Annotated in this window: 23 protein-coding genes; 7 read left to right on the top strand and 16 right to left on the bottom strand. The window is 71.1% G+C overall.

Annotated elements, in window-relative coordinates:
• Nucleotides 1-79: 79 nt before the first annotated feature.
• The 14 genes from ASC64_RS20820 to uvrA all read right to left on the bottom strand — a co-directional run bounded on the left by ASC64_RS20820 (nt 80) and on the right by uvrA (nt 16,725).
• Nucleotides 80-1,069, bottom strand: a complete 990-nt coding sequence (locus ASC64_RS20820) for a hypothetical protein (protein WP_056909483.1) — start codon at nt 1,067-1,069, stop codon at nt 80-82.
• A gap of 174 nt (nt 1,070-1,243) precedes the next feature.
• Complete coding sequence (locus tag ASC64_RS20815; protein ID WP_082550702.1) at nt 1,244-1,603, bottom strand: RNA polymerase-binding protein RbpA; 360 nt, start codon at nt 1,601-1,603, stop codon at nt 1,244-1,246.
• A gap of 30 nt (nt 1,604-1,633) precedes the next feature.
• Nucleotides 1,634-1,873 carry a preprotein translocase subunit SecG gene (gene secG / locus ASC64_RS20810; protein ID WP_056909481.1) on the bottom strand — a complete coding sequence of 80 codons (240 nt, stop codon included), beginning with the start codon at nt 1,871-1,873 and terminating at the stop codon, nt 1,634-1,636.
• Nucleotides 1,874-1,916: 43 nt separating this feature from the next.
• On the bottom strand, nt 1,917-2,723 hold the full coding sequence (gene tpiA, locus ASC64_RS20805; RefSeq protein ID WP_056909480.1) for a triose-phosphate isomerase: 807 nt from the start codon (nt 2,721-2,723) through the stop codon (nt 1,917-1,919).
• 2 nt (nt 2,724-2,725) lie between these two features.
• A complete protein-coding gene (locus tag ASC64_RS20800) occupies nt 2,726-3,940 on the bottom strand; it encodes a phosphoglycerate kinase (protein WP_056909479.1) in 1,215 nt (404 codons plus the stop codon).
• Between the two features lie 5 nt (nt 3,941-3,945).
• A complete protein-coding gene (gene gap / locus ASC64_RS20795) occupies nt 3,946-4,941 on the bottom strand; it encodes a type I glyceraldehyde-3-phosphate dehydrogenase (protein ID WP_056909478.1) in 996 nt (331 codons plus the stop codon).
• 204 nt (nt 4,942-5,145) lie between these two features.
• Nucleotides 5,146-6,132, bottom strand: a complete 987-nt coding sequence (gene whiA, locus ASC64_RS20790) for a DNA-binding protein WhiA (RefSeq protein ID WP_056909477.1) — start codon at nt 6,130-6,132, stop codon at nt 5,146-5,148.
• A gap of 32 nt (nt 6,133-6,164) precedes the next feature.
• Nucleotides 6,165-7,136 carry a gluconeogenesis factor YvcK family protein gene (locus tag ASC64_RS20785; protein WP_056909476.1) on the bottom strand — a complete coding sequence of 324 codons (972 nt, stop codon included), beginning with the start codon at nt 7,134-7,136 and terminating at the stop codon, nt 6,165-6,167.
• Between the two features lies 1 nt (nt 7,137).
• Entirely contained in the window at nt 7,138-8,013 is an 876-nt protein-coding gene (gene rapZ, locus ASC64_RS20780) for an RNase adapter RapZ (protein ID WP_056909475.1), read from the bottom strand.
• Between the two features lie 3 nt (nt 8,014-8,016).
• Nucleotides 8,017-10,050 (bottom strand): excinuclease ABC subunit UvrC, encoded by a 2,034-nt coding sequence (gene uvrC / locus ASC64_RS20775; protein WP_056909474.1) that lies wholly within the window; start codon nt 10,048-10,050, stop codon nt 8,017-8,019.
• Between the two features lie 66 nt (nt 10,051-10,116).
• Nucleotides 10,117-12,300, bottom strand: a complete 2,184-nt coding sequence (locus ASC64_RS20770) for a hypothetical protein (protein ID WP_156385330.1) — start codon at nt 12,298-12,300, stop codon at nt 10,117-10,119.
• A gap of 100 nt (nt 12,301-12,400) precedes the next feature.
• Nucleotides 12,401-13,102, bottom strand: a complete 702-nt coding sequence (locus ASC64_RS20765; RefSeq protein WP_162245828.1) for a cytochrome c biogenesis CcdA family protein — start codon at nt 13,100-13,102, stop codon at nt 12,401-12,403.
• 94 nt (nt 13,103-13,196) lie between these two features.
• A complete protein-coding gene (locus ASC64_RS20760) occupies nt 13,197-13,637 on the bottom strand; it encodes a Rieske (2Fe-2S) protein (RefSeq protein WP_056909471.1) in 441 nt (146 codons plus the stop codon).
• A 40-nt stretch (nt 13,638-13,677) separates the two neighbouring features.
• Entirely contained in the window at nt 13,678-16,725 is a 3,048-nt protein-coding gene (gene uvrA, locus ASC64_RS20755; protein WP_056909470.1) for an excinuclease ABC subunit UvrA, read from the bottom strand.
• Between the two features lie 164 nt (nt 16,726-16,889).
• Between uvrA and ASC64_RS20750 the strand changes: the two genes are divergently transcribed.
• Genes ASC64_RS20750 through ASC64_RS20735 form a run of 4 tightly spaced genes read left to right on the top strand, consistent with a single transcriptional unit; the run spans nt 16,890 to nt 19,652 of the window.
• On the top strand, nt 16,890-17,594 hold the full coding sequence (locus ASC64_RS20750; protein WP_162245827.1) for a maleylpyruvate isomerase family mycothiol-dependent enzyme: 705 nt from the start codon (nt 16,890-16,892) through the stop codon (nt 17,592-17,594).
• The gene (locus tag ASC64_RS20745; RefSeq protein WP_056909468.1) at nt 17,588-18,277 is read left to right on the top strand and encodes an MBL fold metallo-hydrolase; all 690 of its coding nucleotides are present in this window, start codon (nt 17,588-17,590) and stop codon (nt 18,275-18,277) included. Before ASC64_RS20750 ends, ASC64_RS20745 begins: the two co-directional genes overlap by 7 nt.
• Nucleotides 18,278-18,301: 24 nt before the next feature.
• Complete coding sequence (trxA, locus tag ASC64_RS23110) at nt 18,302-18,982, top strand: thioredoxin (protein ID WP_082550700.1); 681 nt, start codon at nt 18,302-18,304, stop codon at nt 18,980-18,982.
• 28 nt (nt 18,983-19,010) lie between these two features.
• Nucleotides 19,011-19,652: a sulfotransferase family 2 domain-containing protein gene (locus ASC64_RS20735; protein WP_056909467.1), complete on the top strand. Its 642-nt coding sequence runs from the start codon at nt 19,011-19,013 to the stop codon at nt 19,650-19,652.
• Here ASC64_RS20735 and ASC64_RS22415 read toward each other — a convergent pair.
• The gene (locus ASC64_RS22415; protein ID WP_162245826.1) at nt 19,646-20,314 is read right to left on the bottom strand and encodes a hypothetical protein; all 669 of its coding nucleotides are present in this window, start codon (nt 20,312-20,314) and stop codon (nt 19,646-19,648) included. The genes ASC64_RS20735 and ASC64_RS22415 overlap by 7 nt on opposite strands.
• 73 nt (nt 20,315-20,387) lie before the next feature.
• Between ASC64_RS22415 and ASC64_RS20725 the strand changes: the two genes are divergently transcribed.
• Nucleotides 20,388-21,026: a sulfotransferase family 2 domain-containing protein gene (locus ASC64_RS20725; RefSeq protein ID WP_056909465.1), complete on the top strand. Its 639-nt coding sequence runs from the start codon at nt 20,388-20,390 to the stop codon at nt 21,024-21,026.
• A 19-nt stretch (nt 21,027-21,045) separates the two neighbouring features.
• On the opposite strand, the gene ASC64_RS20720 is transcribed toward ASC64_RS20725, so the two are convergent.
• Nucleotides 21,046-21,987: a zinc metalloprotease gene (locus ASC64_RS20720; protein ID WP_056909464.1), complete on the bottom strand. Its 942-nt coding sequence runs from the start codon at nt 21,985-21,987 to the stop codon at nt 21,046-21,048.
• Nucleotides 21,988-22,099: 112 nt separating this feature from the next.
• Between ASC64_RS20720 and ASC64_RS20715 the strand changes: the two genes are divergently transcribed.
• Both ASC64_RS20715 and ASC64_RS20710 read left to right on the top strand, forming a co-directional pair.
• On the top strand, nt 22,100-22,843 hold the full coding sequence (locus ASC64_RS20715; protein WP_235563859.1) for a dienelactone hydrolase family protein: 744 nt from the start codon (nt 22,100-22,102) through the stop codon (nt 22,841-22,843).
• Nucleotides 22,844-22,888: 45 nt separating this feature from the next.
• A complete protein-coding gene (locus ASC64_RS20710; RefSeq protein WP_056909463.1) occupies nt 22,889-23,317 on the top strand; it encodes a hypothetical protein in 429 nt (142 codons plus the stop codon).
• Nucleotides 23,318-23,547: the final 230 nt, after the last annotated feature.

Here is a 23,547-nt window from a genome sequence, read left to right as displayed (position 1 = left end):
GGCGCTTCCTCGCGCTGACACGGGCTGACCGGGCACTTCCTCGCGCTGACACGGGCTGACCGGGCACTTCCTCGCGGTGTCACCGCGCCAGGTCGATGTACGACGCCTCGCGGCGCCCCAGCGCGGCCCTTGCCCTGGCATGACCGACGAACAGGCGGTCGCCCGCGGTCAGCTCGGTGCCGTAGACGTCAACCTTGGTGAAGACCTCCATCCGCCAGTGGCGCTCGCTCTCGAGCCAGGCCAGACGGTTCTCGTCGTCCTCCTCCTGATCCGCGTCGTGGAACTGCTCCCCGAAGTACTCGGCACCGAACCGGACGTCCTCGTCGCCCACGTCGATGCGGAAGCGAGGGGTTCCGTCATCGTCGTGCACCCAGATCTGCGTACGAGGCCACGCCGGGACCTCCGCCTCGTGCCAGTGGAGCCGAAGGGCGCTCTCGGGAGGAGACTCTGCTCCGTTGTCGGCGAGGGGAGCCAGTCGTCGGAGCTGTATGACGCCGCGGAAGCCCTTGAAGCGACCGACCTCGTCGAGCAGTTGTGCTCGGTCGACACCACCGCGGAGGAACCCGTCGAGCGCTGCGATCGCGTCGTACCGCCACAGCGAGCGTCCCAGGTCGCACGCCGTGCGCAAGGGTGTGGTCACCGCGAGGTCGCCGACGTGCTGCAGGTCGCGGGCCGCAAGGTCGCGGATCCCACTGGCGACGCCGGATCGGCGCATCCGGCTCTGCTGTCTGCTGTAGAGGTCGAGCTGCGGCATCTCATGGATCGCGCTGCGCGGCAGCGCATCGACACCGTGTATCCACGCCGCCGTCCGATCGACGACGACGGCATGCGCGGGTGCCACGAGGCTCACAGCTGCCACCCTGAGGCGGAACGAGTCCGGCACCTGGCGGGCGACGAACACGCCGCGCACCAAGGGCCTGATCAGGCCTTGAGCAACCAGCTTGTGCCGGAGGCTTGCCGGCACACCGAGCGCGTCAGCCTCGCGCGCGGTGAAGGGACGGTCGAGTGGAAGCGGAGCAGATACGCCGAGCAGGACGACGTCACGGCACCACAGCGGCAGACAGGGCATCGACCGACCATGCCGCAGACGACGCCCCAGCGACGTGAGTCATCCACAGGCGCGCGTTCCTCAGCGCGAGGAAGCGCCCCGTCGGCGCCCTTCAGCGCGAGGGAGTGCCCGGTCAGCGCCCTTCAGCGCGAGGAAGCGCCCGGTCAGCCGCTCCCAGCGCGAGGAAGCGCCCGGTCAGAAGATGATCTCGCCGGCCTTGCGGCGGCTGCGCAGGAGCGCGACGGCCTCGTCGAGGATGTCGGCCGCCTCGGTCTCGCTGCGACGCTCCTTCACGTAGGCCAGGTGCGTCTTGTAGGGCTCGATCTTGGGCGCCGGCGGCGGGTTCTCGCTGTCGAGGCTGGCCGGGAGGCCGCACTTCGGGCAGTCCCACGAGTCGGGCACGGCGGCCTCGATCGCGAACGTCACCACCGACCGGTGGTCATGACTGCAGAAGTAGGTGACGGTCTGCCGAGGGGCAGCCTCGCCCCGCTCGGCCTCGCCCATGGGGCCCGCCCCGACCCGACTCCCACGGATCGCGTTTCCTCCACCAGCCACGACAGCTCCTTCTCCCGGCGACCGGGGATGTCAGTTGCCCTGGTAGGCCATGAGCAGGCCGAGGGCGATGATGCAGGCAAACCAGATGACGCCGACCCCGATGGTGAACCGGTCGAGGTTGCGCTCAGCCACCGACGATCCCCCCAGGCTGCTGGAGACACCGCCGCCGAACATGTCGGAGAGGCCACCGCCGCGTCCCTTGTGGAGCAGCACCAGCAGAATCATGATCGCGCTCGCAATGACGAGCAGGATGGTGAAGAGCAGAATCACGAGCGGAAGCCTACGTCACGTCCGTGACGCACCGGCGAGCGGCTCACAGCACCGGCATGTCGTAGAAGCGGCAGATCCCACCGAACTCGTCGACCTGCAGGCTCGCGCCGCCGACCAGGCACCCGTCGACGTCGGCCTTGTCCATGATCCCCCCGACGTTGGCGGCCTTGACCGACCCGCCGTAGAGGACCCGGACACCGTCGGCCGCGGCGTCGCCGTGCACCTCGCGCACGCGGCCACGGATGGCCGCGCACACCTCCTGGGCGTCGTCGGGGGTCGCCACCTCGCCGGTGCCGATCGCCCACACGGGCTCGTAGGCGACGACCAGGCCGGCCACCTGCTCGGCGGTGAACCCGTCGAGCGAGCCGTCGAGCTGCGTCAGCGTGAAGGGGACGTGCTCCCCCGCCTGGCGTACGTCGAGACCCTCGCCGACGCACACGATCGGCGTCATGCCGGCCGCGAGCGACTTGTGGGCCTTGGCGTTGACCAGCTCGTCGCTCTCGTTGTGGTACATCCGGCGCTCGGAGTGGCCGACGACGACGTAGGAGCAGCCCAGCTTCGACAGCATGGCCGCCGAGATCTCGCCGGTGTAGGCGCCGTTGTCGTGCACGGACACGTCTTGCGCGCCGTAGCGGATGGCCAGCCGGTCACCGTCGACGAGTGTCTGCACCGAACGGATGTCGGTGAACGGCGGCACGACGACCACCTCGACCTTGCCGTAGTCGTGACGCTTGTCGGACAGGGTCCACGCGAGCTTCTGGACCAGCACCACCGCTTCCTGGTGGTTGAGGTTCATCTTCCAGTTGCCCGCCATCAGCGGGGTGCGGCTCTTCTTGGACGCCACGGCCATGCTCAATGCTCCCTCTCGAGTACGGCGATGCCCGGGAGCTCCTTGCCCTCCAGGAACTCCAGCGACGCGCCACCGCCGGTGGAGATGTGGCCGAAGGCGGCCTCGTCGAAGCCCAGCTTGCGGACCGCCGCGGCCGAGTCGCCGCCGCCGACGACGGACAGCCCACCCGACGACGTGACCTCGGTCAGCGCCTGCGCCACCGCACGCGTGCCCTCGGCGAAGGCGTCCACCTCGAACACGCCCATCGGGCCGTTCCAGAAGACGGTCCTCGCGTCGCGCAGCGCAGCCGCGAAGGCCTCGGCGGAGTCGGGTCCGATGTCGAGGCCGAGCGCGTCGGCCGGGATCCCCGAGGCGGGTACGACGGAGGGCTGGGGCTCGCGGTCGCCCGACGGGAACGCCGTGTCGACCACGACGTCGGTCGGCAGCAGGATCTCCACGCCCCGGTCCGCGGCCTCGGAGAGGTAGCGGGTGCAGGTGTCGAGCTGGTCCTCCTCGAGCAGGCTCTTGCCGACCTCGTGGCCCTGGGCCTTGAGGAAGGTGAACACCATGCCACCGCCGATGAGGAGCTTGTCGGCCTTGTCGATGAGGTTGTCGATGACGCCGAGCTTGTCGGAGACCTTCGAGCCGCCCAGCACCACGACGTAGGGACGCTCGGGGTGCTCGGTGAGCCGGCGCAGCACGTCGACCTCGGCGGCGACCAGCCCGCCCATGGCGGACGGCAGCCGGAGGGCGACGTCGTACACGCTCGCCTGCTTGCGGTGCACCACGCCGAAGCCGTCGGAGACGAAGGCGTCGGCGAGCTGCGCGAGCTGGTCGGCGAAGGCCCCGCGGACGTCGTCGTCCTTGCTGGTCTCGCCGTCGTTGAACCGCACGTTCTCCAGCACCGCGACCTCGCCGTCCGCGAGAGCGGCGACCGTCTCGGTGGCGCTGGCGCCGACGGTGTCGGTGGCGAACGCAACGGGGCGTCCGAGCAGCTCGGACAGCCTCGCGGCGACCGGCTGGAGGGTGTACTTCGGGTCGGGCGAGCCGCCCGGGCGGCCCAGGTGGGCGGTGACGACCACCCGGGCTCCCGCGTCGGACAGCTGCTTGATGGTCGGCACGCTTGCGCGGATCCGGCCGTCGTCGGTGATGGTGGTCCCGTCGAGGGGCACGTTGAGGTCCGAGCGGACCAGGACGCGCTTGCCCGTCAGGTCACCCAGCGAGCTGATGTCGGACATCGAGCTCAGAGCGACGAGCCGACGTACGTGATCAGGTCGGCGAGGCGGTTGGAGTAGCCCCACTCGTTGTCGTACCAGCCGAGGACCTTGACCTGGTTGCCGATGACCTTGGTCATCGGCGCGTCGAAGATGCAGGACGCCGGGTCGGTGACGATGTCGGTGGACACGAGCGGGTCGGTCGAGTAGCGCAGGAACCGGCCGTCGGCCGCCGCCTTGACGATCTCGTTGACCTCGTCGACGGAGGTCTCGCGCGAGGCCTCGAAGGTGAGGTCGGTGGCCGAGCCGGTCGGGACCGGGACGCGCATGGCGTAGCCGTCGAGCTTGCCCTTGAGCTCGGGCAGCACGAGGCCGATGGCCTTGGCGGCACCGGTCGACGTCGGGACCATGTTGAGCGCGGCGGCACGGGCGCGGCGCGGGTCCTTGTGGATGTTGTCCTGGAGGTTCTGGTCGGCGGTGTAGGCGTGGATGGTGGTCATCAGGCCCTTGTTGATGCCGAGACCGTCGTTGAGTGCCTTCGCCATCGGCGCGAGGCAGTTGGTCGTGCACGACGCGTTGGAGATGACCGTGTGGGCAGCCGGGTCGTAGAGCTCGTGGTTGACGCCCATCACGATGGTGATGTCCTCGTTGGAGGCCGGCGCGGAGATGATGACCTTCTTGGCGCCCGCGTCGACGTGGGCCTTGGCCTTGGTCGCGTCGGTGAAGAATCCGGTGGACTCGACCACGACGTCGACGCCGAGGTCACCCCACTTGAGGGCCGAGGGGTCACGCTCGGCGAACGCGGCGATGCTCTGGTCGCCGACCTTGATCGACGTGTCGTCGCTGGAGACGTCGGCGTCGAGCCGGCCCAGGATCGAGTCGAACTTCAGCAGGTTGGCGAGCGAGGCGTTGTCGGTGAGGTCGTTGACGCCGACGATCTCGATGTCGGCGCCCGACGCCCGGACGGCGCGGAAGAAGTTGCGGCCGATGCGGCCGAAGCCGTTGATACCTACGCGGACGGTCATGGGTGCATGTCTCCTTGAGGTGTGGGGCCTTCGGTGACCCCGTGGACAACTCTGGTCTTCGGTGACCGGTACCGACCCTAGCGGGTGGGGTCGGTCGTCAGGACCGCAGTCTCCCGCGGTACGGACGGGTAACTCTGGATCGATCCAAGGCCCGGGACGAGCGTCACGGACGGCGCGGGTGCGCGCAAGGGCCGAACGGCCCTGTCAGGCGTCCTCGGCGAGCATGTCGGGCGTCAGGGAGGCCTCGGTGTCGGGGATGCCCAGCTCCTCGGCGCGCTTGTCGGCCATCGCCAGCAACCGGCGGATCCGGCCGGCGATCGCGTCCTTGGTGAGCACGGGGTCGTGCAGCTGGCCGAGCTCCTCGAGCGAGGCCTGCTTGTGCTCGAGCCGCAGGTGGCCGGCCTGGCGGAGGTGGTCGGGGATCTCCTCGCCGAGGATCTCCAGGGCGCGCTCGACGCGGGCACCGGCTGCCACGGCCGCACGGGCCGAACGACGGAGGTTGGCGTCGTCGAAGTTGGCCAGGCGGTTGGCGGTGGCGCGGACCTCGCGCCGCATCCGCCGCTCCTCCCAGGCCATCAGCGACTCGTGGGCGCCCAGGCGGGTGAGCAGCGCACCGATCGCGTCGCCGTCGCGGATCACGACCCGGTCGACCCCGCGGACCTCGCGGGCCTTGGCCGAGATGCCGAGGCGCCGGGCGACGCCCACGATCGCGAGGGCGGCCTCAGGGCCGGGGCAGGTGATCTCGAGCGAGGAGGACCGCCCGGGCTCGGTGAGCGAGCCGTGGGCGAGGAAGGCGCCGCGCCAGGCGGCCACGGCGTCACAGCCCCCGCCGCTGACGACGGCGGGCGGCAGGCCGCGCACGGGGCGGCCGCGCTGGTCGAGGAGCCCGGTCTGGCGGGCGAGCGCCTCGCCGTCCTTGGTCACGCGCACGAGGTAGCGGCTGCCCTTGCGGATGCCGTTGCCCTGCACCATCACCACGTCGGAGGGGTGTCCGTAGACCTCGGAGATGTCCTTGCGCAGACGGCGCGCGGCAGCGCCGGTGTCCAGCTCGGCCTCGACGACGATCCGCCCGCTCACGATGTGGAGGCCGCCGGCGAAGCGGAGCATCGAGGCAACCTCGGCCTTCCGGCAGCAGGTCTTGGTGATCTGGGTGGAGGCGAGCTCTGCCTTCACCTGTGCCGTCATTGCCATGGTCGGAATCCTGCCATGCGGGTCAACGACCCTCAGCCGCTTCCCTCCACGATCCTGCGGAACGCCGCGGCGAGCAGCTCGGGATCGTGTCGAGGCTCACCTGCGACCGCGATGTCGTCGACCACCAGGCGGGCTCCGCGGTCGGCCACCACCTTCGCGAGCTGGTCGCGTTCGTCGCCCACGGTCGTGGCGTCGACGAGCACCGCGTGCACGGTCAGGTCGGGCGCGTGCTCGTAGAGGGCGGCGAGGTGGTCCTCGGGGCCGAACCCGGTGGTCTCCCCCGCCTGCGCCTCGAGGTTGAGCACCACCACCAGGCGACCCTCGGTCTCGGCGAGCGCCCGACGCAGGCCCGGCACCATCAGGTGCGGGATCACCGAGGTGAACCACGACCCCGGACCCAGCACGACCCACTCCGCCGTGCGGATGGCCTCCACGGCCTCCGCGCACGCCTCCGGGTCCTCCGGGACGAGGGCCACGGACTCGATCTGGCCGGCGCTCGTCGCCACCTCCACCTGACCGCGTACGACGGCGACACCCGCCGGGTCGGCCGGGTCGGCGCCGCGGATGCGGGCCGTGATGTCCATCGGCGTCGTCGCCATCGGCAGCACCCGCCCGTGGGCCCCGAGCAGCCGGCCCATCCAGTCGAGGGCCCGGACGTGGTCACCCATCAGCTCCCAGAGCGAGACGATCAGCAGGTTGCCGACCACGTGCCCCTGCATCTCGCCCTCACCGGCGAACCGGTGCTGCACGACGTCGGCCCAGGTCCGGCCCCACTCGTCGTCGCCGCACAGCGCGGCCAGGGCCATCCGGAGGTCCCCCGGGGGCAGCACGCCGAACTCACCGCGCAGCCGCCCCGAGGAGCCGCCGTTGTCGGCCACGGTGACGACGGCGGTCAGGTCGTCGATCGTGAGCTCGTCGTGGAGACGGCGCAGCGCCGACAGGGTGGCCGCCAGGCCGTGCCCGCCCCCGAGGGCGACCGCGGCCTGCGCGGTGTGCCGCGCCACCTCACTCCCTGCCGAGGTCGCGGTGGGCGGTGCTCACGTCGTGGCCCGACTCACGGAGCAGGCCGGCGATCGCCTCCGTCATGGCCACACTGCGGTGCTTGCCTCCGGTGCAGCCCACGGCGACCTGCATGAAGCGCTTGCCCTCGACCTGGTAGCCCTCCGCCACGGTCCGCAGGACCGGGAGGTACTGGTCGAGGAACGTGCTGGCGCCCGGCTGGGACAGGACGTAGGCAGACACCTCGGGATCGCGGCCGTTCTGCGGGCGCAGCTCGGGGACCCAGTGGGGGTTGGGCAGGAACCGCATGTCGGCCACCCAGTCGGCGTCGACCGGGATGCCGTACTTGAAGCCGAAGCTGATCACGGTCACCTTGAGCCGGGTCGTGGCCTCGGTGCCGAACAGCTCGGTGATGCGGTCCTGCAGCTCGTGGACGTTGAAGTTCGAGGTGTCGAGCAGGACGTCGGCGTCGCCACGGATGTCGGCCATCACCTCGCGCTCGCGACGCAGGCCGTGCAGCAGGCGGCCGCCGGCCTGGAGCGGGTGCGGGCGCCGGGCCGCCTCCTGGCGGCGGACCAGCACGTCGTCGGTCGCCTCGAGGAACAGCAGCGTCGTGGGGCGCCCGGTGACCGGCTGGTGACGGTTGGCCTGCAGCGAGTCGAAGAACGACCCGGAGCGCACGTCGACCACGACGGCGATCGGCTGGTGGATGCCGCGGCTGTCGTCGACGAGGCGGACCACGTCGCGCACCAGGGTGGGCGGGAGGTTGTCGACCACGAAGTAGCCGAGGTCCTCCAGCTCCTTGGCCGTGGTGCTGCGACCGGCACCGGTCATGCCCGTGACGATGACCAGCTCGCCGGGAGTCGGCTCATTGGCAGACATGCCCTAGTCCTCCTCGATGATCTCGCCGGTGGCGGTGTTGACCGCCGGCGTCCTGGCAGAAGTCTTGCGGGTGGCGTCGGCCTTGGCGACCGCGTCCTTGATGGCCGTCGCCGTGCGCGGGCCGATGCCGGGCACCAGCGCGATCTCCTCGAGCTCGGCCTCGCGCAGCTTCTTCAGCGAGCCGAAGTGCTTGAGCAGCGTCTTGCGACGCACCTCACCCAGCCCGGGGACGTCGTCGAGCATGCTCTCGACCATCGACTTGGAGCGGCGACCGCGGTGGTGCGTGATCGCGAAGCGGTGGGCCTCGTCGCGGATCCGCTGGAGGAGGTAGAGGCCCTCGCTGGTGCGCGCCATGATCACGGGGTCCTCCTCCCCCGGCAGCCACACCTCCTCGAGCCGCTTCGCCAGTCCGCAGACGGGTACGTCGTTGACGCCGAGGTCGGCGAGCGCCTGCTCGGCCGCCGCGACCTGCGGCGGCCCGCCGTCGACCACGACCAGCGACGGCGCGTAGGCGAACTTGCGCGGGCGGCCGGTCTCGGGGTCGACGAGGAGGGGTCTCTGGGCGTCGTCCGGCTGAGCTTGCGAAGCCGAGCTGCGCCCTGAGACCGCCCGAGGAGCCGGTTGAACCTCAACGCTGCGGGCCTGCTCGTCGAGCAGCCGCTTGAAGCGCCGGGTGATCACCTCGTTCATCGAGGCGACGTCGTTCTGGCCGTCGACGCCGCGGATCACGAAGCGGCGGTACTCGGACTTGCGCGCCAGGCCGTCCTCGAAGACGACCATCGACGCGACGACCTCGGTGCCCTGGAGGTTGGAGACGTCGTAGCACTCGATGCGCAGCGGCACCTCGTCGAGGGACAGGGCCTGCTGGATCTCCTCGAGGGCCCGGTTGCGGGTCGTCAGGTCGCTGGCGCGCTTGGTCTTGTGCAGCGCGAGCGCCTGGGCCGCGTTGGTGGCGACCGTCTGCTGGAGATCGCGCTTGTCGCCGCGCTGCGGCACCCGGATCGACACGCGGCTCCCCCGCCGCTCGCTGAGCAGCTCCTCGAGGACGCCGGCGTCGGGCGGCAGTGCCGGCACCAGCACCTCGCGCGGGATCGAGTCGTCCTCGCCGCCGTAGAGCTGGAGCAGGAAGTCCTGGACGAGCTCCGGCGTGCCGCCCTCGTCGGTGCGGTCGGCCACCCAGCCACGCTGTCCGCGGATCCGGCCGCCGCGCACGTAGAAGATCTGCACCGCCACCTCGAGCGGGTCCTCGGCCAGCGCGATCACGTCGGCGTCGGTGCCGTCACCGAGGACCACGGCCTGCTTCTCCAGCGCCTTGGTGAGCGCGCCGAGGTCGTCGCGCAGGCGGGCGGCCTTCTCGAAGTCGAGCGCCTCCGAGGCGGCGTACATCTCCTTCTCGATGCGGCGCGTGAACGCTGCGGTGTTGCCGGCCATGAAGTCGCAGAAGTCGTCGACGATCTCGCGGTGCTGCTCGGGGGTGACGTTGCCGACGCAGGGCGCCGAGCACTTGTCGATGTAGCCCAGCAGGCACGGGCGGCCGATCTGGGACGACCGCTTGAACACGCCGGTGCTGCACGAGCGCATCGGGAAGACACGGAGCAGCAGGTCGACGGTCTCGCGGATCGCCCACGCGTGGCTGTAGGGGCCGAAGTAGCGGGTGCCCTTGCGCTTGGCGCCGCGCCCGACCATGACCCGCGGGAACTCCTCGCCCACGGTCACCGCGAGCCACGGGTAGGACTTGTCGTCGCGGTACTTGACGTTGAACCGCGGGTCGAACTCCTTGATCCAGCTGTACTCGAGCTGGAGCGCCTCGACCTCGGTGTCGACGACCGTCCACTCGACGCTCGCGCCGGTGGTGACCATCGTGGCCGTGCGGGGGTGGAGGTTGCCGATGTCCTGGAAGTACGACGACAGGCGTGGGCGCAGGCTCTTGGCCTTGCCGACGTAGATCACGCGGCCCTTGGCGTCGCGGAAGCGGTAGACCCCCGGCTTGGTCGGGATCGACCCCGGTGCGGGTCGATAGGAGCTCGGCGTGGCCACCCGCCAACCCTACGGGCGGCCCCCGACACTCCTCGCGGGGTGGGGGCCGCCCGGTCGGGCCTCAGCTCACTTGACCTTGGTGGGCTTCGACTTCGCCTTCGCGGACTTGAAGCCCTTCTTCTTCCCGATGACCTTCACGACGAGCTTCTTGCCGCGCATCGAGCGGGTGATCCTCAGCTTCTTGCCCGTCGCGCCGCGGATCGCCTTCTTGCCGGCGAACCACTGGTAGCGGAACTTCGTCCCGTTGGTCCAGCCCTTCGTGCGCGCCTTGACCTTCTTCCCGACCTTGGCCTTGCCGCCGATCGTGGGGCGCTTGGTGACCAGCTTGCCGATGCGGATCCTGCCCGTCGCGTCGGAGCGGGCGTACGTGGTGCTGGCGAAGCCGAAGGCACGGGGGTACTCGGTGACCTGGATCTTCTTGCCCTTGTCCTTCGACGTCAGGCGGTAGGTGCTGGCCGTGGCGCCCTTGATGGCGTTGCCGTTGCGGCTCCACTGGTAGACGGGGGCGTAGCCGCCGGGCTTCTGGTTGTAGTAGTTGACCCAGTCCAGTCCGAGCGCGGTGAGCGTGCCGCCGACGCGCCTGCTGCCCGTGATCTCGGGGTACTTGCGCGTGCCGTTGGCGTACCAGGCGGCCGGCGCGACGGTCTGCGGCGCCGAGGTGCGCGAGACCGGGTCGTAGCCGGGGGCGTACGCCGTCACGGTGACGGTGAGCGCCCCGCCCGCCATCGCGGGCGTCGGCTGGAAGGTCTGGTCCTCGGCACCCGGGACGGGCTGGCCGTTGATGAGCCACTGGTAGCGGTAGCCGCCGGGAGCAGGCGTGAACCCGGAGCCGGTTGCCGACACGTCGCGGAGTGCCGTCGGCGCCGACATCGAGGCGGTGCCGCCGGCCACGGTGCCGAGGGCCGGGCCGCGGGTGATGGTGACCGTGGCGCCGTTGCCGGCGACCTTGAGCCGGCCACTGGAGCTGGTCCACGCCTCGCCACCGGTCAGGACGCCGTCGTTGCCGGGCACGGGCTGGAGGAACGCGCCGCTCGACTCGTTCTCGCGCTCCACCGTCAGGCCGGCGAGGTAGTCCTGGCCGTAGGGGCCGGTGGTGTAGTTGCACGAGCCGGAGACGTAGCAGGTGCCGGCGTCGTTGCCGGTGCCGGTGCGGTAGTCCACGAAGTGGCGATGGCCGTTGTCGGGGTCGATGAAGACGACACCGCGGAGGCCGGTGGCAGCGGCCCGGGAGGCGAGCGCCCAGGTGCCGCCGCCGCTGCCGTCGACGGTCTCGCCGGCTCCGACGATGCCCTGCTCCCAGCGGTAGACGGTGCCGAGGACGGGGCTGCGGTACTGGTCGGGACCGGCGCCCATGACCTCGTAGACGTCGCCGTACTCCGCGGAGCGGTTGTTGGCGTGCTGGAGGCCGAGGTTGTGGCCGAACTCGTGGTCGAGCGTCGCCTGCGGCTGCGGGCGCGCGTCGATGATGACAGGACCGCCGTTGCCGAACGTGGCGCCGAGGCGACCCCGGCCGCTGGTGGTGCCACCGCAGTTGTTCGGGACCACCACGACCAGGTGGTTGGGCGAGCTGCCCGAGAAGTCGACGCCCGGGAAGGCAGCGCCGCCCACTGCCTGGGCGACGGCGGCGAAGTCGGCTCCGTTGTTGCCGAGGCCGCAGCCACCGGCGACGGAGCCGGCGCTCGAGGCGACGGGCACGACCTCCGAGGCGCGGTTCCAGGCCGGGATCTGGCCGCTCGACTCGCGGACCCAGTAGGCCTGGGACGCGTCGACGGCAGCAAGGATCTGCGCGTCGGTCAGGTCGATCGGCCCGAAGTTGGTCACCTTGGCGACATAGGTCGAGTGCGTGGTCGGGCCGGGCGAGGGCGCCGGCTGGGACGTGCGGGAGGTGACGACCTCCAGCCGCGTGCCCGAGGTCGCGGCGCGGCGCAGCGTGCTCGCGCGCATCGAGCCCGTCAGCCGGGCGCCCGTCTCGACGCCGGGCACGGCGAGCGTGCCGGCGAAGGCCGACAGGGGCTCGGCGGAGAAGCCGCCGGCCAGCTCGACCGTGCGACCCGACGGCAGCAGCAGCGAGTAGCGGTCGTCGTCGCCGTCCTCGCCCGCCGTCACCAGGACCGTGCCCGATGCCTCGAGCGTGGTGCGCGAGGCGCCCGGCGCAGCGGCCGCGCCCCCTTGCGTCGGCGTCAGCAGTGCGGCCGCGAGGGCCACCGCCGTCCCCGCCGTGATCCGTGCCCGAACAGCCTTCAACGACATGTGTGCTCCCCCTGCGCAGTGCCCCCGTCCGGGGCGTCACGGAGCATTGTGTCTCACCCGCAGGGGTCTCAAACCTGGGGCACCGTGCCGGGTCGGACGCCTAGTAGAAGAGCTCGACCGCCTGGAGCTGCGCCCACTGGGTGAACCAGGTCCACCAGCCCAGAAGCATGGCGATGCCGATGCCCACCATGACCAGGCCCGCGACGGCGTTGACCGCACGTCGGTGGTTGCTGACCAGCCGGAAGGCCCGGAGGGCGACCTGCCACATGAGTGCGGCGGCCACGAAAGGCAGGCCGAACCCGATCGTGTAGACGACGAGGAGCAGCCCGCCCTGCAGCGGCGAGGTCGAGGACGACGCCATGGTGAGGATGGCGCCCAGCACCGGGCCCACGCACGGCAGCCACACGATCGCGAACATCGCGCCCAGGACCGGCGCGAAGCCGAGGCCGACCCCCGGCAGCCCCTTGAGCCCGATGGGGGTGGCCCGGAAGGGCACCAGGCCGAGGAAGAGCACACCGGACAGGATCATCAGCACGCCGAGGACGATGGTGAACGAGTCCATGTGCTGCCACGTGAACCAGCCCAGGCTGCCTGCGGCGACCCCGAGCGCGACGAAGACGACGCCGAAGCCCGACACGAACAGCACCGCGCCCGTGAGCATGCGTCCGCGCTTGGCGACACCGTCGGCCATGTCGGACACCGCGAGCCCGGTCGCGTAGGACAGGTAGGCCGGCACCAGCGGCAGGATGCACGGGGAGAAGAACGACACGAAGCCCGCGAGCAGCGCGAGGGGTGTCGCCACCACCAGGTTGTCGCTGATGTCATCCTCCTGCTGGTCGTGCTACCTCCCCGATCGTAGTCGGCCGGGCGCCTCGACGCCGAAGTGGGACCGAGCCTCAGGCCAGGGTGATCGAGTCACCCGAGACCCTGATCTCGACGGCCTCCAGCGGCGCGGACGCCGGCCCGGAGATCGGCGAGCCGTCGTCCAGCGAGAACTTGCTGCTGTGGCACGGGCACGGGATGTCGCCCTCCGTGCTCGACTCGACCAGGCATCCCTGGTGGGTGCAGACCGCCGTGAACGCCTTGAAGTCGCCCTCGGTCGGCTGCGTCAGGACCACCTTGGCTCCCGAGACCACGAAGCAGCCGCCGACTGGCACGTCGGCTGCGGAGGCGAGCGCCTCGCCGCCGGCGCCGCCGCTCGAGCCCGAGCCCGAGTCGGCGCTCCCCGACGAGTCCACGGCCGTGGAGGTGTCGGACCCGCACGCGGCGAGGACCGGCACGCCCACCGCGATCGCGGCGGAACCGGTCAGGGCACGACGTCTGTTGATCGCAGTCATGGCCCGGAGAGTAGCCAGCCGTCCTGAGAGGACGCTGTGACTACGCCTTCGGTGCCCGCTTCGCGGCCGTCTTCTTGGCAGCAGTCGCCTTCTTGGCGGGCGCCTTCTTGGCGGGCGCCTTCTTGGCCGCCGTCTTCCTCGCCGCCGTCTTCTTCGTGGCCGTCGTGCGCCCCGGCGCCGACGCGGCTGCAGCAGTCGCCTTGCGGGGTCGGCCCGGCTGCTGGGCCGCGCGTCCCTCGAGGATCGGCGCGAGGAACGTGCCGGTGTGGCTCTCCGGGACGGCAGCGACCTCCTCGGGCGTGCCCTCGGCGACGACCAGGCCGCCGCGCGAGCCACCTTCGGGGCCCATGTCGACGAGCCAGTCCGCCGTCTTGATGACGTCGAGGTTGTGCTCGATGACCAGCACGGTGTTGCCCTTGTCGACCAGGCTCGACAGCACGCCGAGGAGCTTGCGGATGTCCTCGAAGTGCAGGCCGGTGGTCGGCTCGTCGAGGACGTAGACGGTGCGGCCGGTGGACCGCTTCTGCAGCTCGCTGGCGAGCTTGACGCGCTGCGCCTCGCCGCCGGACAGCGTGGTCGCCGGCTGCCCGAGACGGACGTAGCCGAGCCCGACCTCCTGGAGGGTGTTCATGTGGCGCGCGATCGCGGGCACCGCGGCGAAGAAGTCGGCCGCCTCCTCGATCGGCATGTCGAGCACCTCGGCGATCGTCTTGCCCTTGTAGTGGACCTCGAGCGTCTCGCGGTTGTAGCGCGCGCCGTGGCAGACCTCGCACGGGACGTAGACGTCGGGCAGGAAGTTCATCTCGATCTTGATGGTGCCGTCACCGGAGCACGCCTCGCAGCGACCGCCCTTGACGTTGAACGAGAAGCGCCCCTGCAGGTAGCCCCGCATCTTGGCCTCGGGCGTCGAGGCGAAGAGCCGCCGGATGTGGTCGAAGACGCCGGTGTAGGTCGCGGGGTTGGACCGCGGGGTGCGGCCGATCGGCGACTGGTCGACGTGGATCACCTTGTCGACGTGCTCGAGACCGGTGATCTTCGTGTGCCGGCCGGGGACCGCGCGCGCGTTGTAGATCTGCTTGGCGAGCGAGGTGTAGAGGATGTCGTTGACCAGCGTCGACTTGCCCGAGCCCGAGACGCCGGTGACCGCGCAGAAGACGCCGAGCGGGAAGGCGACATCGACGTTCTGCAGGTTGTGCTCGCGCGCCCCATGGACCTTGAGCTCGCGGCCCACGGTGCGCGGACGGCGGACGGCGGGGATCGGGATCTCGCGACGACCGCTGAGGTACTGGCCGGTCATCGAGTCGGGGTGGGTCAGCAGGTCCTCGACCGAGCCGGAGTGGACGACCTGGCCGCCGTGCTCGCCGGCGCCGGGCCCGATGTCGACGACCCAGTCGGCCACTCGGACGGTGTCCTCGTCGTGCTCGACGACGATGAGCGTGTTGCCGAGCTCCTTGAGCCGGACGAGGGTCTCGATGAGGCGGTGGTTGTCACGCTGGTGCAGGCCGATCGAGGGCTCGTCGAGGACGTAGAGCACGCCCACGAGACCGGCGCCGATCTGGGTGGCGAGCCGGATCCGCTGCGCCTCGCCGCCCGACAGGGACCCGCTGGGCCGGTCGAGGGAGAGGTAGTCGAGGCCGACGTCGAGGAGGAACTGCAGTCGCTCCTGGATCTCCTTGAGCACCCGCTCGCCGATCTGGCGCTCGCGCACCGAGAGGTCGAGGGTGCGGAGGTAGTCGGCCGTCTCGTTGATCGGCATCGCGCAGACCTCGGCGATGTTCTTGCCGCCCTCGTCCTTGGCGCCCAGGGTCACCGACACCGAGACCGGCTTGAGGCGCGTGCCCTTGCACGTCGGGCACGGCACCTCGCGCATGAAGCCCTCGAAGCGCTCCCGGCTGGTGTCGGACTCGGCCTCGCGGTGCCGGCGCTCGACGTAGGGGCGGACGCCCTCGAACGCGGCGTAGTAGGCGCGCTGGCGGCCGTAGCGGTTCTTGGTGACGACGTGGACCTTGGTCTTGTGGCCCTCGAGCAGCGACGTGCGGGCGTGCTGGGTGAGCTGGTCCCACGGCGTGTTGAGGTCGAAGCCGAGCTCCTCGCCGAGCGCGTTGACCAGGCGCAGGAAGTAGTCGGCGACGTGCGCGCCGCTCCACGGCGCGATCGCGCCCTCGCCGAGCGTGGCGCCCGGGTCGGGGACGACCAGCTCGGGGTCGACCTCCATCTTCGTGCCGAGGCCCGAGCAGGCCGGGCACGCACCGAAGGGCGAGTTGAAGGAGAACGAGCGCGGCTCGAGGTCGTCGGTGTCGATCGGGTGGTCGTTGGGGCACGCCATCTTCTCGGAGAACCGCATCTCGCGCTGCGGGTCCTTCTCCTCGAGGTCGACGAAGTCGAACACCACGAGCCCGCCGGCCAGCCCGAGGGCGGTCTCGACGGAGTCGGTGAGGCGACGCTTGGAGGTCTCCTTGACTGCGAGGCGGTCGACGACGACCTCGATGGTGTGCTTGAGCTTCTTGTCCAGCGTCGGCGGCTCGTCGAGGGAGTGCGTCTGCCCGTCGACCCGGGCCCGGCTGAAGCCCTGCTGCTGCAGCTGGCGGAAGAGCTCGACGTACTCGCCCTTGCGACCGCGGATCACCGGCGCCAGCACCTGGAAGCGCCGGCCCTCCTCGAGCGCGAGGACGCGGTCGACGATCTGCTGGGGCGTCTGCCGCTCGATCGGGGCGCCGCAGGTGGGGCAGTGGGCCCGGCCGGCACGGGCGTAGAGCAGGCGGAGGTAGTCGTAGACCTCGGTGATGGTGCCCACGGTGGAGCGAGGGTTCTTCGAGGTGGACTTCTGGTCGATGCTGACCGCGGGGCTCAGGCCCTCGATGAAGTCGACGTCGGGCTTGTCCATCTGGCCGAGGAACTGGCGCGCGTAGGCGGACAGCGACTCGACGTAGCGGCGCTGGCCCTCGGCGAAGATGGTGTCGAACGCGAGGCTGGACTTGCCCGAGCCGGACAGGCCGGTGAAGACGATGAGGGAGTCGCGAGGCAGGTCGAGCGACACGTCCTTCAGGTTGTGCTCGCGGGCGCCCCGGATGATGAGCTGGTCGGCCACAGTGGTCCTCGGTGGTGGGAGCATGACGGAGTCGAACACATGTTCGTCTCCACGGAGTGCCGGGGTCAAACCGACACGCTCTACCACCCTAGGACCCACCACCGACAACGGACCCATCCGTCACCCACCCGGGTGGGCCCCGGCGAGGTGGCACGATGTCCTGCGTGACCGACCTCACTACCCTCTCCCCCGACCTGATCGCGCGGGCCGACCGCGAGCTGGTCCGCACCGTCGACGGGCTCCCGGACGAGGCGTACGCCGAGCCCTCCCTGCTGCCCGGCTGGACCCGCGCGCACGTGATCGCCCACCTGACCCTCAACGCCGAGGGCCTCGGCGGCGTGCTCCACGGGGCGCACCTCGGCGAGACCCGGACGATGTACGCCTCGCAGGAGGCCCGCAACGGCGACATCGACGACCTCGCTGCCGTCGAGCCGACCGAGCTCCGCGAGCGCTTCCTCGCCTCGACGGGCGCGTTCAACGAGGCGCTCGAGGCGATGGCGGACGGTGACTGGGACGGCCGGTTCGACCGCACGCCCGGCGGCCGGTCCATCGCGCTGGTCAACGTGCCCCTGATGCGCCTTCGTGAGGTGGAGATCCACCACGCCGACCTCGACGCCGGCTACGCGGCGGCCGACTGGGACGAGGACTTCTGCGCGGTGCTGCTGGAGTCGCTGACCAAGGTCGCGACCGCCGAGCCGTTCACGGTCCGCCCGACCGACCTCGACGGCAGCTGGCGCTACGGCGAGGGTGACGGCGGTCCCGTCGTCACCGGTACGGCGGCCGCGCTCGGCTGGTGGCTCACCGGCCGCGGCTCCGGCGAGGGCCTGACGTCCGACACCGGCACGCTGCCGGAGATGGAGGCATGGTGAACGAGACCTACACCGGCTCGGTGTCCCCCGGCGGGGATCCCGACGTCCGCACCCTGGGCTGCCTGACGCTGACCAAGGTCGCGGTCGACGAGCAGATGTCCAACAACTGCTACCTGCTGCACTGCTCGGAGACGGACGAGGTCGTCCTGGTCGACGCCGCCGCCGAGCCGTCGCGGCTTCTCGAGATCATCGGCGACCGCTCGCTCACGTCGATCGTGACGACGCACCAGCACTGGGACCACCACCGCGCGCTCGCGGCAGTCAAGGCCGCCCACCCCGGCGCGACCGTGGTCGCCGGCATCCCCGATGCCGACGCGATCGAGGAGCAGACGGGCGTGCCGGTCGAGCGCCGGGTCGGTGAGGGCGACAAGGTCGCCGTCGGCACCTGCGACCTGATCGTCATCCCGGTCGCGGGGCACACCCCCGGTTCGATCTGCCTCCTGCTCGACGACGCGGAGGTCGCGCCCACCCCGCACCTCTTCACCGGGGACTGCCTGTTCCCCGGCGGGGTCGGGGCGACCTTCGGCGACGCCGAGGCCTTCACCCAGCTGATCGGCGACGTGGAGACCAGGATCTTCGACCGGCTCCCGGACGAGACGTGGTTCTACCCCGGGCACGGCGACGACGGCGTGCTGGGCGACCAGCGCCCGCACCTGGCGGAGTGGCGCGAGCGGGGCTGGTGAGCGTTTCCGTGGCAGGCTGGAGACATGAGCACGCGTGAGCTGACCCTGGCCGACTTCGAGCAGACCGTGAGCGGCGAGGGCATCGTCCTGGTCGACTTCTGGGCCGCGTGGTGCGGGCCGTGCCGTCAGTTCGCGCCCATCTTCGAGAAGGCGTCGGAGGAGCACCCCGACATCGTCTTCGGCAAGGTCGACACCGAGGCCGAGCAGCAGCTCAGCCAGATGGCGGCGATCACCTCGATCCCGACGCTGATGCTGTTCCGCGACGGCGTGCTGCTCTTCAACCAGGCCGGCGCCCTGCCGCCCCAGGCCCTGTCCGGGGTGATCGCGCAGGCGCGCGGGCTCGACATGGACGCCGTGCGCCAGGAGATGCAGGCCGCGCAGGAGGCCGCCGCCAACGGCCCGCAGGACGAGGTGGGCCTCGACGACTTCGCCGCCGCGCACAGCCAGGGCGCGTACGTCGTCGACGTCCGCGAGGCCGACGAGGTGGCCGGCGGACGCGTCCCGGGCGCGGTGCACATCCCGATGAACGACGTGCCCGGCCGGGTCGCCGAGATGCCGCAGGACCAGCCGGTCTTCGTGATCTGCCAGTCCGGCGGACGCAGCCGCCAGGTGGTCGACCACCTGCGCGCCCAGGGGGTCCCGGCCATCAACGTCGCCGGCGGCACCGGCGGGTGGGCCCAGCGCGGCTGGCCGCTGGAGCGGTGAGCCTCCCGGGGTGGGATAGCCTCGGCGCGTGCTGATCAGCGACTCCCGGAAGGTCCTCTTCGTCCACGTCCCCAAGACGGGCGGCGTCTCGGTCGAGGAGACGGTCAAGGAGGCCTGTCCCGATGCACGCAAGGCCCGCGTCCCGATCGGTCGGCACGCCACCCTCGGCAAGATCATCAAGCACGAGCCGCAGGTCGTCGACTACTGGACCTTCGGCTTCGTCCGTAACCCCTGGGCGCGGATGGTGTCCTGGTACTCGATGATCGCCGCCTGGGACCGACGGCACGGCCCGCGCAGCGGCAAGCCGCAGGACGTCAAGCACGGCTCGATGCGCGACGGCAACGAGATGTGGCGCGCGGCAGCGGCCTACTCCGGCTTCGAGGAGTTCGTCATGCGCGGCACCGAGGAGCTGCCCCGGGTGGGCGTGCCCCAGATCCGCTACCTGCGCGCGCCCAAGCACGACCGCGAGGTCGACTTCATCGGTCGCACCGAGAGCTTCGTCGCCGACCTGCAGAAGGTCCAGGTCCACCTCGGGCTCGAGCCGACGACGCCTGTGCACAAGAACAAGTCCAAGCACGGGACCTACCACGACTACTACACCGACGAGACCCGCAAGCGGGTCGCGGAGGTCTACGCCGAGGACATCGACCTCTTCGGCTACACCTACTGACCCGGCCCCTGCTCGACCGGCTCGGCCAGCACCGTCCCGCGGGCGCCCGACCACTCGCCGGAGTCGGCGAGCCGTCGCCACACGTCGTACTCCGGGGCGAAGTGCGCGACCAGTGCTGCCCGGGTGTCGTCGGCGAGCTCGCCACGCTCGGCGGTGGAGGCGTTGCGCCGCTCGAACTCCAGCGGCACCCCGAGCCGCTCGCTGAACCACGCCGACCACACGTCGGGGCGCTCGACGCTGAAGACCCGGTCGACGGCCACCGCCCCCTGCGCGTGGATGAACCTCGCCGGTCGGCCCTTCGGGACGGGCGCGCCGTCGTCGCCCGCGAGGTAGAGGCGGGCGAACTGCTCGAAGGTCAGGTCCGCGGTCGACTGCCGGGCGTCGTCGCGGGCGCGGTAGCGCCACCACGACTCCAGCCAGGCGATCGGCTCGCGGAACATCGTGACCAGCTCGTAGGACTCGCGCGGGTGCCCCTGCGCGGCCAGGTCGTGCGCCCTGGTGTGGACGAAGCCGCGCGCGGGCAGGTGCTTCTGGCCGGGCGGCGAGCCCACCACCTCGGTGGCGTACGGCGACAGGGTGCGCTCCAGCGACGTGCTCGCGGTCTTCGGCAGGGCGAGCAGCACGAAGTCGCGGCCGGGACCCCGGCCGAGGAACGTCATCACGGGCCCGATCATCCCCCATCGGGCTCCGCGGTCGGTGGCGCCTGCCACCCGTGCGTGGGCTAGCCTCGCGCCCGTGCTGATCTCCGACTCCAAGCGCGCGCTGTTCGTGCACGTGCCCAAGACGGGCGGGGTCTCCGTGGGGGTCGCCTTCGAGCGCTGCTGCCCCGACGCGCGCAGCAAGACGCCGGGCGTGAAGCCGCCCCTGGGCCGGCACGCGCCCTACGAGCGGATCCTGCGCGCGGAGCCGCAGACGGCCGACTACTGGTCCTTCGCGTTCGTCCGCAACCCCTGGGCGCGGATGGTCTCGTGGTGGTCGATGATCCACGACTGGGACCTCGCGCACGGGCCGGCCAGCGGCAAGCCGCAGGACGGCGACAGGATGCGCGGCAACGACATGTGGCGGGCGGCGGCGGCATACTCGGGTTTCGAGGAGTTCGTGCTGCGCGGCACCGAGGAGCTGCCGCGGGTGGGACGACCGCAGGTGCACTACCTGCGCGCACCCGGCCGGGAGGTCGACTTCGTGGGGCGCACCGAGACCTTCGCGGAGGACCTCCAGACGGTCGAGCGGCGACTCGGCGGCGAGCCGACGCACGTCCCGCACCGCAACAAGTCACCCCACGGCAGCTATCGCGACTACTACACCGACGCCACCCGCGCGAAGGTCGCCGAGGTCTACGCAGCAGACCTCGACGCCTTCGGCTACACCTTCTAGCCCGGCTGGGTCGCGGGCGTCAGCTCGCGCGGTACTGCTGCCAGGCGTCGCTCATGCGCGCGACCTGGCCGGCGGTGAACTGGTACATGCAGCTGTCCTGCGTGTAGTCCATGTAGTTGTGGATCGGGTCGAGACCCGGCGCGGTGCAGGTGTCGGCGCCGGTCGGGCAGTCGAACTGCGCGGTCGCCTCGGCCGGGGTGTCCGCGACCTGGTCACCCTGGCCCCGGCAGCCGCCCTGGAACGTGTGGTAGAGCGCGAGCCAGTGGCCGACCTCGTGGGTCAGGGTGTCACCGAAGGCGTACTTGCCGGCGGTGCCGCCCGGCATCGACTCGTCGAGGATCACGACGCCGTCGTTGCTGCTGAGCTTCTTGGTCGGGAACGTCGCCCAGCCCAGCAGGCCGTCGCCGATGTTCGCGGTCCACACGTTGAGGACGTTCTTGCCGCCGACGCGGGTCGCGGCCTTCATCTGCTTCTCGACGTTGCCCGGGGTGACGGTCGACCACGTGTCGTTGGCGAAGTAGTCGATGTTCTGCAGGCTGAACGAGAACGGCGTGGCCGAGGACGCCTGTGCGCCACTGCGACCGGCGTACGCCTCGTTGAGCACGCCGACCTGCGCCTGCACGAGGCTGGCGAGCCGGTCGCGGTCGGCCTGGGTGGCCGACGTGGGCGTGATGACGTGGAAGTACGTCGGGATGCTCACCGAGGCGGCGGCGAGGGTGCTGGCGTCGGCCAGGCTGGCGTACTGGTCGCCGGTGCCCTGGAACAGGTTCGGCTCGAGCTTCTTGGAGCCCTCCCTGACGCGGGCCGGTGCGGCGCCCCCGTGGTCGTTGGCACACGCCGCGACCTGCGGGGACGGCGCGAGGGCGGTGGCGGGGACAGCGGCCGTGGCCGAGAGCGTCGTGGCGGCGAGCGCCATCGACCCGGTCACCACGAGGGAGCGGAGAAGACGGGAGTGGGACATTCCGAGAACCTGTCTGTCGGGGGTTGGGTGTCCAGCAACCTAACCGCGCGGTCAGGAAATGGACAGGGGTGTCGGCCTTCCCTCCCGGCGCCGCGACTGCGAGCCTTCGGCGGTGGACGCACTCGACTCCTGGACCCGCTCCGAGCACACCGACGACGTCAACGGATCGCCGACCACCCACCCCGTGTGGCGGCGTGGCAGCGGACCGGGGGTGATCGTCGTCCACGAGATGCCGGGGCTCACCAACGGCGTGGTCCGCTTCGGTCAGGAGCTCGTGGAGGCGGGCTACACGGTGCTGCTCCCCCACCTCTTCGGCCCGGCCGGGCGGGAGTTCAGCAACGTCGACGTCGCGAAGGTGCTCCCCCGCCTCTGCATCAGCCGCGAGTTCACCACGTTCGCCCGCGGGGAGACGACGCCGGTCGCGGGATGGCTGCGCTCGCTCGCCCGCTCGCTGCACGCGGAGGTCGGCGGGCCGGGCGTGGGAGCCCTCGGGATGTGCTTCACCGGAGGCTTCGCCCTGGCGATGATGGTCGACGAGGCCACCGTCGCGCCCGTGGTGTGCCAGCCGAGCGCCCCCTTCATCGGCCTCCCGGGACGCGCCGCGGACCTCAACCTGTCCCCCGCCGACGCGGACGTCGTACGCCGTCGCGCGGCCGCGGGCTGTGCCGTCCTCGGCGTCCGCTACACCTCCGACCCCCTGCCGGGCACCCGCTTCGACACCCTCACCTCCCTCATCGGCGACGCCTTCATCAAGGTCGAGCTGGAGGGCAAGGGCCACTCGACCGTCACCGAGCAGCGCTCCCAGCGCGCCGTCGACGCGATCCTCCACTTCTTCGGCGAGCGCCTGCACGACTGAAAAAGGCCGCGTCCCGCGCGCACCGACGCAGCTACGCTCGCCGCCATGGTGGACCCGGATCACGCGTGGGCGGTCGAGGTGGTGGGCGCCTGCGACCCCGTGTTCCGAGCCGCGGACGTCGGGTTCGTGCACCAGGTCGGCTACGGCGACGAGCACCGCCGCACCGTGGTCAGCCTGCTCTGGGAGGCGGACCCCACGAGGTTCGCCGACCGCTATCCCGAGAGCGGCATCATCGAGAGCTACGGCGCGGACCAGTGGCCGGGCGTCCACTGCGTCGACTTCTGGGTCTACGTCGAGCCGGAGGCCGGGCGGTGCCGGCTCAGCGTCGAGGGGTGGAACCTGCCGGAGCTCTTCCTCGAGCTCCGCGGCATCGGTGCCGTCGACGGCGCGAACCTGGCGGACACCTTCGCCCGGATCCTCGGCGTGACGTCCCCTCGAGTCACGCAGACCCACCAGCCGGGAAGGGTGGAGTAGCCGCTCGCGGAGCGACCCGCGCGTCGTTGGCCCAGGAGGGACGAAGTCCCATCACAAGACCCCAGCCCGTCCTCCTCGGTGGTTGAGGTGCGAGCGCCAGCGAGCCTCGAAACCACGCCCCTTGGTCACCCTCTCGGTGGTTGAGGTGCGAGCGCCAGCGAGCCTCGAAACCACGCCCCCTGGTCACCCTCTCGGTGGTTGAGGTGCGAGCGCCAGCGAGCCTCGAAACC

The sequence above is a fragment of the Nocardioides sp. Root122 genome, assembly GCF_001425025.1.
Taxonomy (GTDB): domain Bacteria; phylum Actinomycetota; class Actinomycetes; order Propionibacteriales; family Nocardioidaceae; genus Nocardioides.
The sequence above is the reverse complement of the archived record's forward strand: the minus strand, read 5'-3'. Positions and strand labels throughout refer to the sequence as shown.

What these genes read in the sequence shown, in the direction of transcription:
- ASC64_RS20820 (WP_056909483.1), bottom strand. Translation starts at nt 1,069, where the DNA reads ATGCCCTGTCTGCCGCTGTGGTGCCGTGACGTCGTCCTGCTCGGCGTA.
- tpiA (WP_056909480.1), bottom strand. Translation starts at nt 2,723, where the DNA reads ATGGCCGTGGCGTCCAAGAAGAGCCGCACCCCGCTGATGGCGGGCAAC.
- ASC64_RS20800 (WP_056909479.1), bottom strand. Translation starts at nt 3,940, where the DNA reads ATGTCCGACATCAGCTCGCTGGGTGACCTGACGGGCAAGCGCGTCCTG.
- gap (WP_056909478.1), bottom strand. Translation starts at nt 4,941, where the DNA reads ATGACCGTCCGCGTAGGTATCAACGGCTTCGGCCGCATCGGCCGCAAC.
- whiA (WP_056909477.1), bottom strand. Translation starts at nt 6,132, where the DNA reads ATGGCAATGACGGCACAGGTGAAGGCAGAGCTCGCCTCCACCCAGATC.
- rapZ (WP_056909475.1), bottom strand. Translation starts at nt 8,013, where the DNA reads ATGTCTGCCAATGAGCCGACTCCCGGCGAGCTGGTCATCGTCACGGGC.
- ASC64_RS20770 (WP_156385330.1), bottom strand. Translation starts at nt 12,300, where the DNA reads ATGTCGTTGAAGGCTGTTCGGGCACGGATCACGGCGGGGACGGCGGTG.
- ASC64_RS20760 (WP_056909471.1), bottom strand. Translation starts at nt 13,637, where the DNA reads ATGACTGCGATCAACAGACGTCGTGCCCTGACCGGTTCCGCCGCGATC.
- ASC64_RS20745 (WP_056909468.1), top strand. Translation starts at nt 17,588, where the DNA reads ATGGTGAACGAGACCTACACCGGCTCGGTGTCCCCCGGCGGGGATCCC.
- trxA (WP_082550700.1), top strand. Translation starts at nt 18,302, where the DNA reads ATGAGCACGCGTGAGCTGACCCTGGCCGACTTCGAGCAGACCGTGAGC.
- ASC64_RS20720 (WP_056909464.1), bottom strand. Translation starts at nt 21,987, where the DNA reads ATGTCCCACTCCCGTCTTCTCCGCTCCCTCGTGGTGACCGGGTCGATG.
- ASC64_RS20710 (WP_056909463.1), top strand. Translation starts at nt 22,889, where the DNA reads ATGGTGGACCCGGATCACGCGTGGGCGGTCGAGGTGGTGGGCGCCTGC.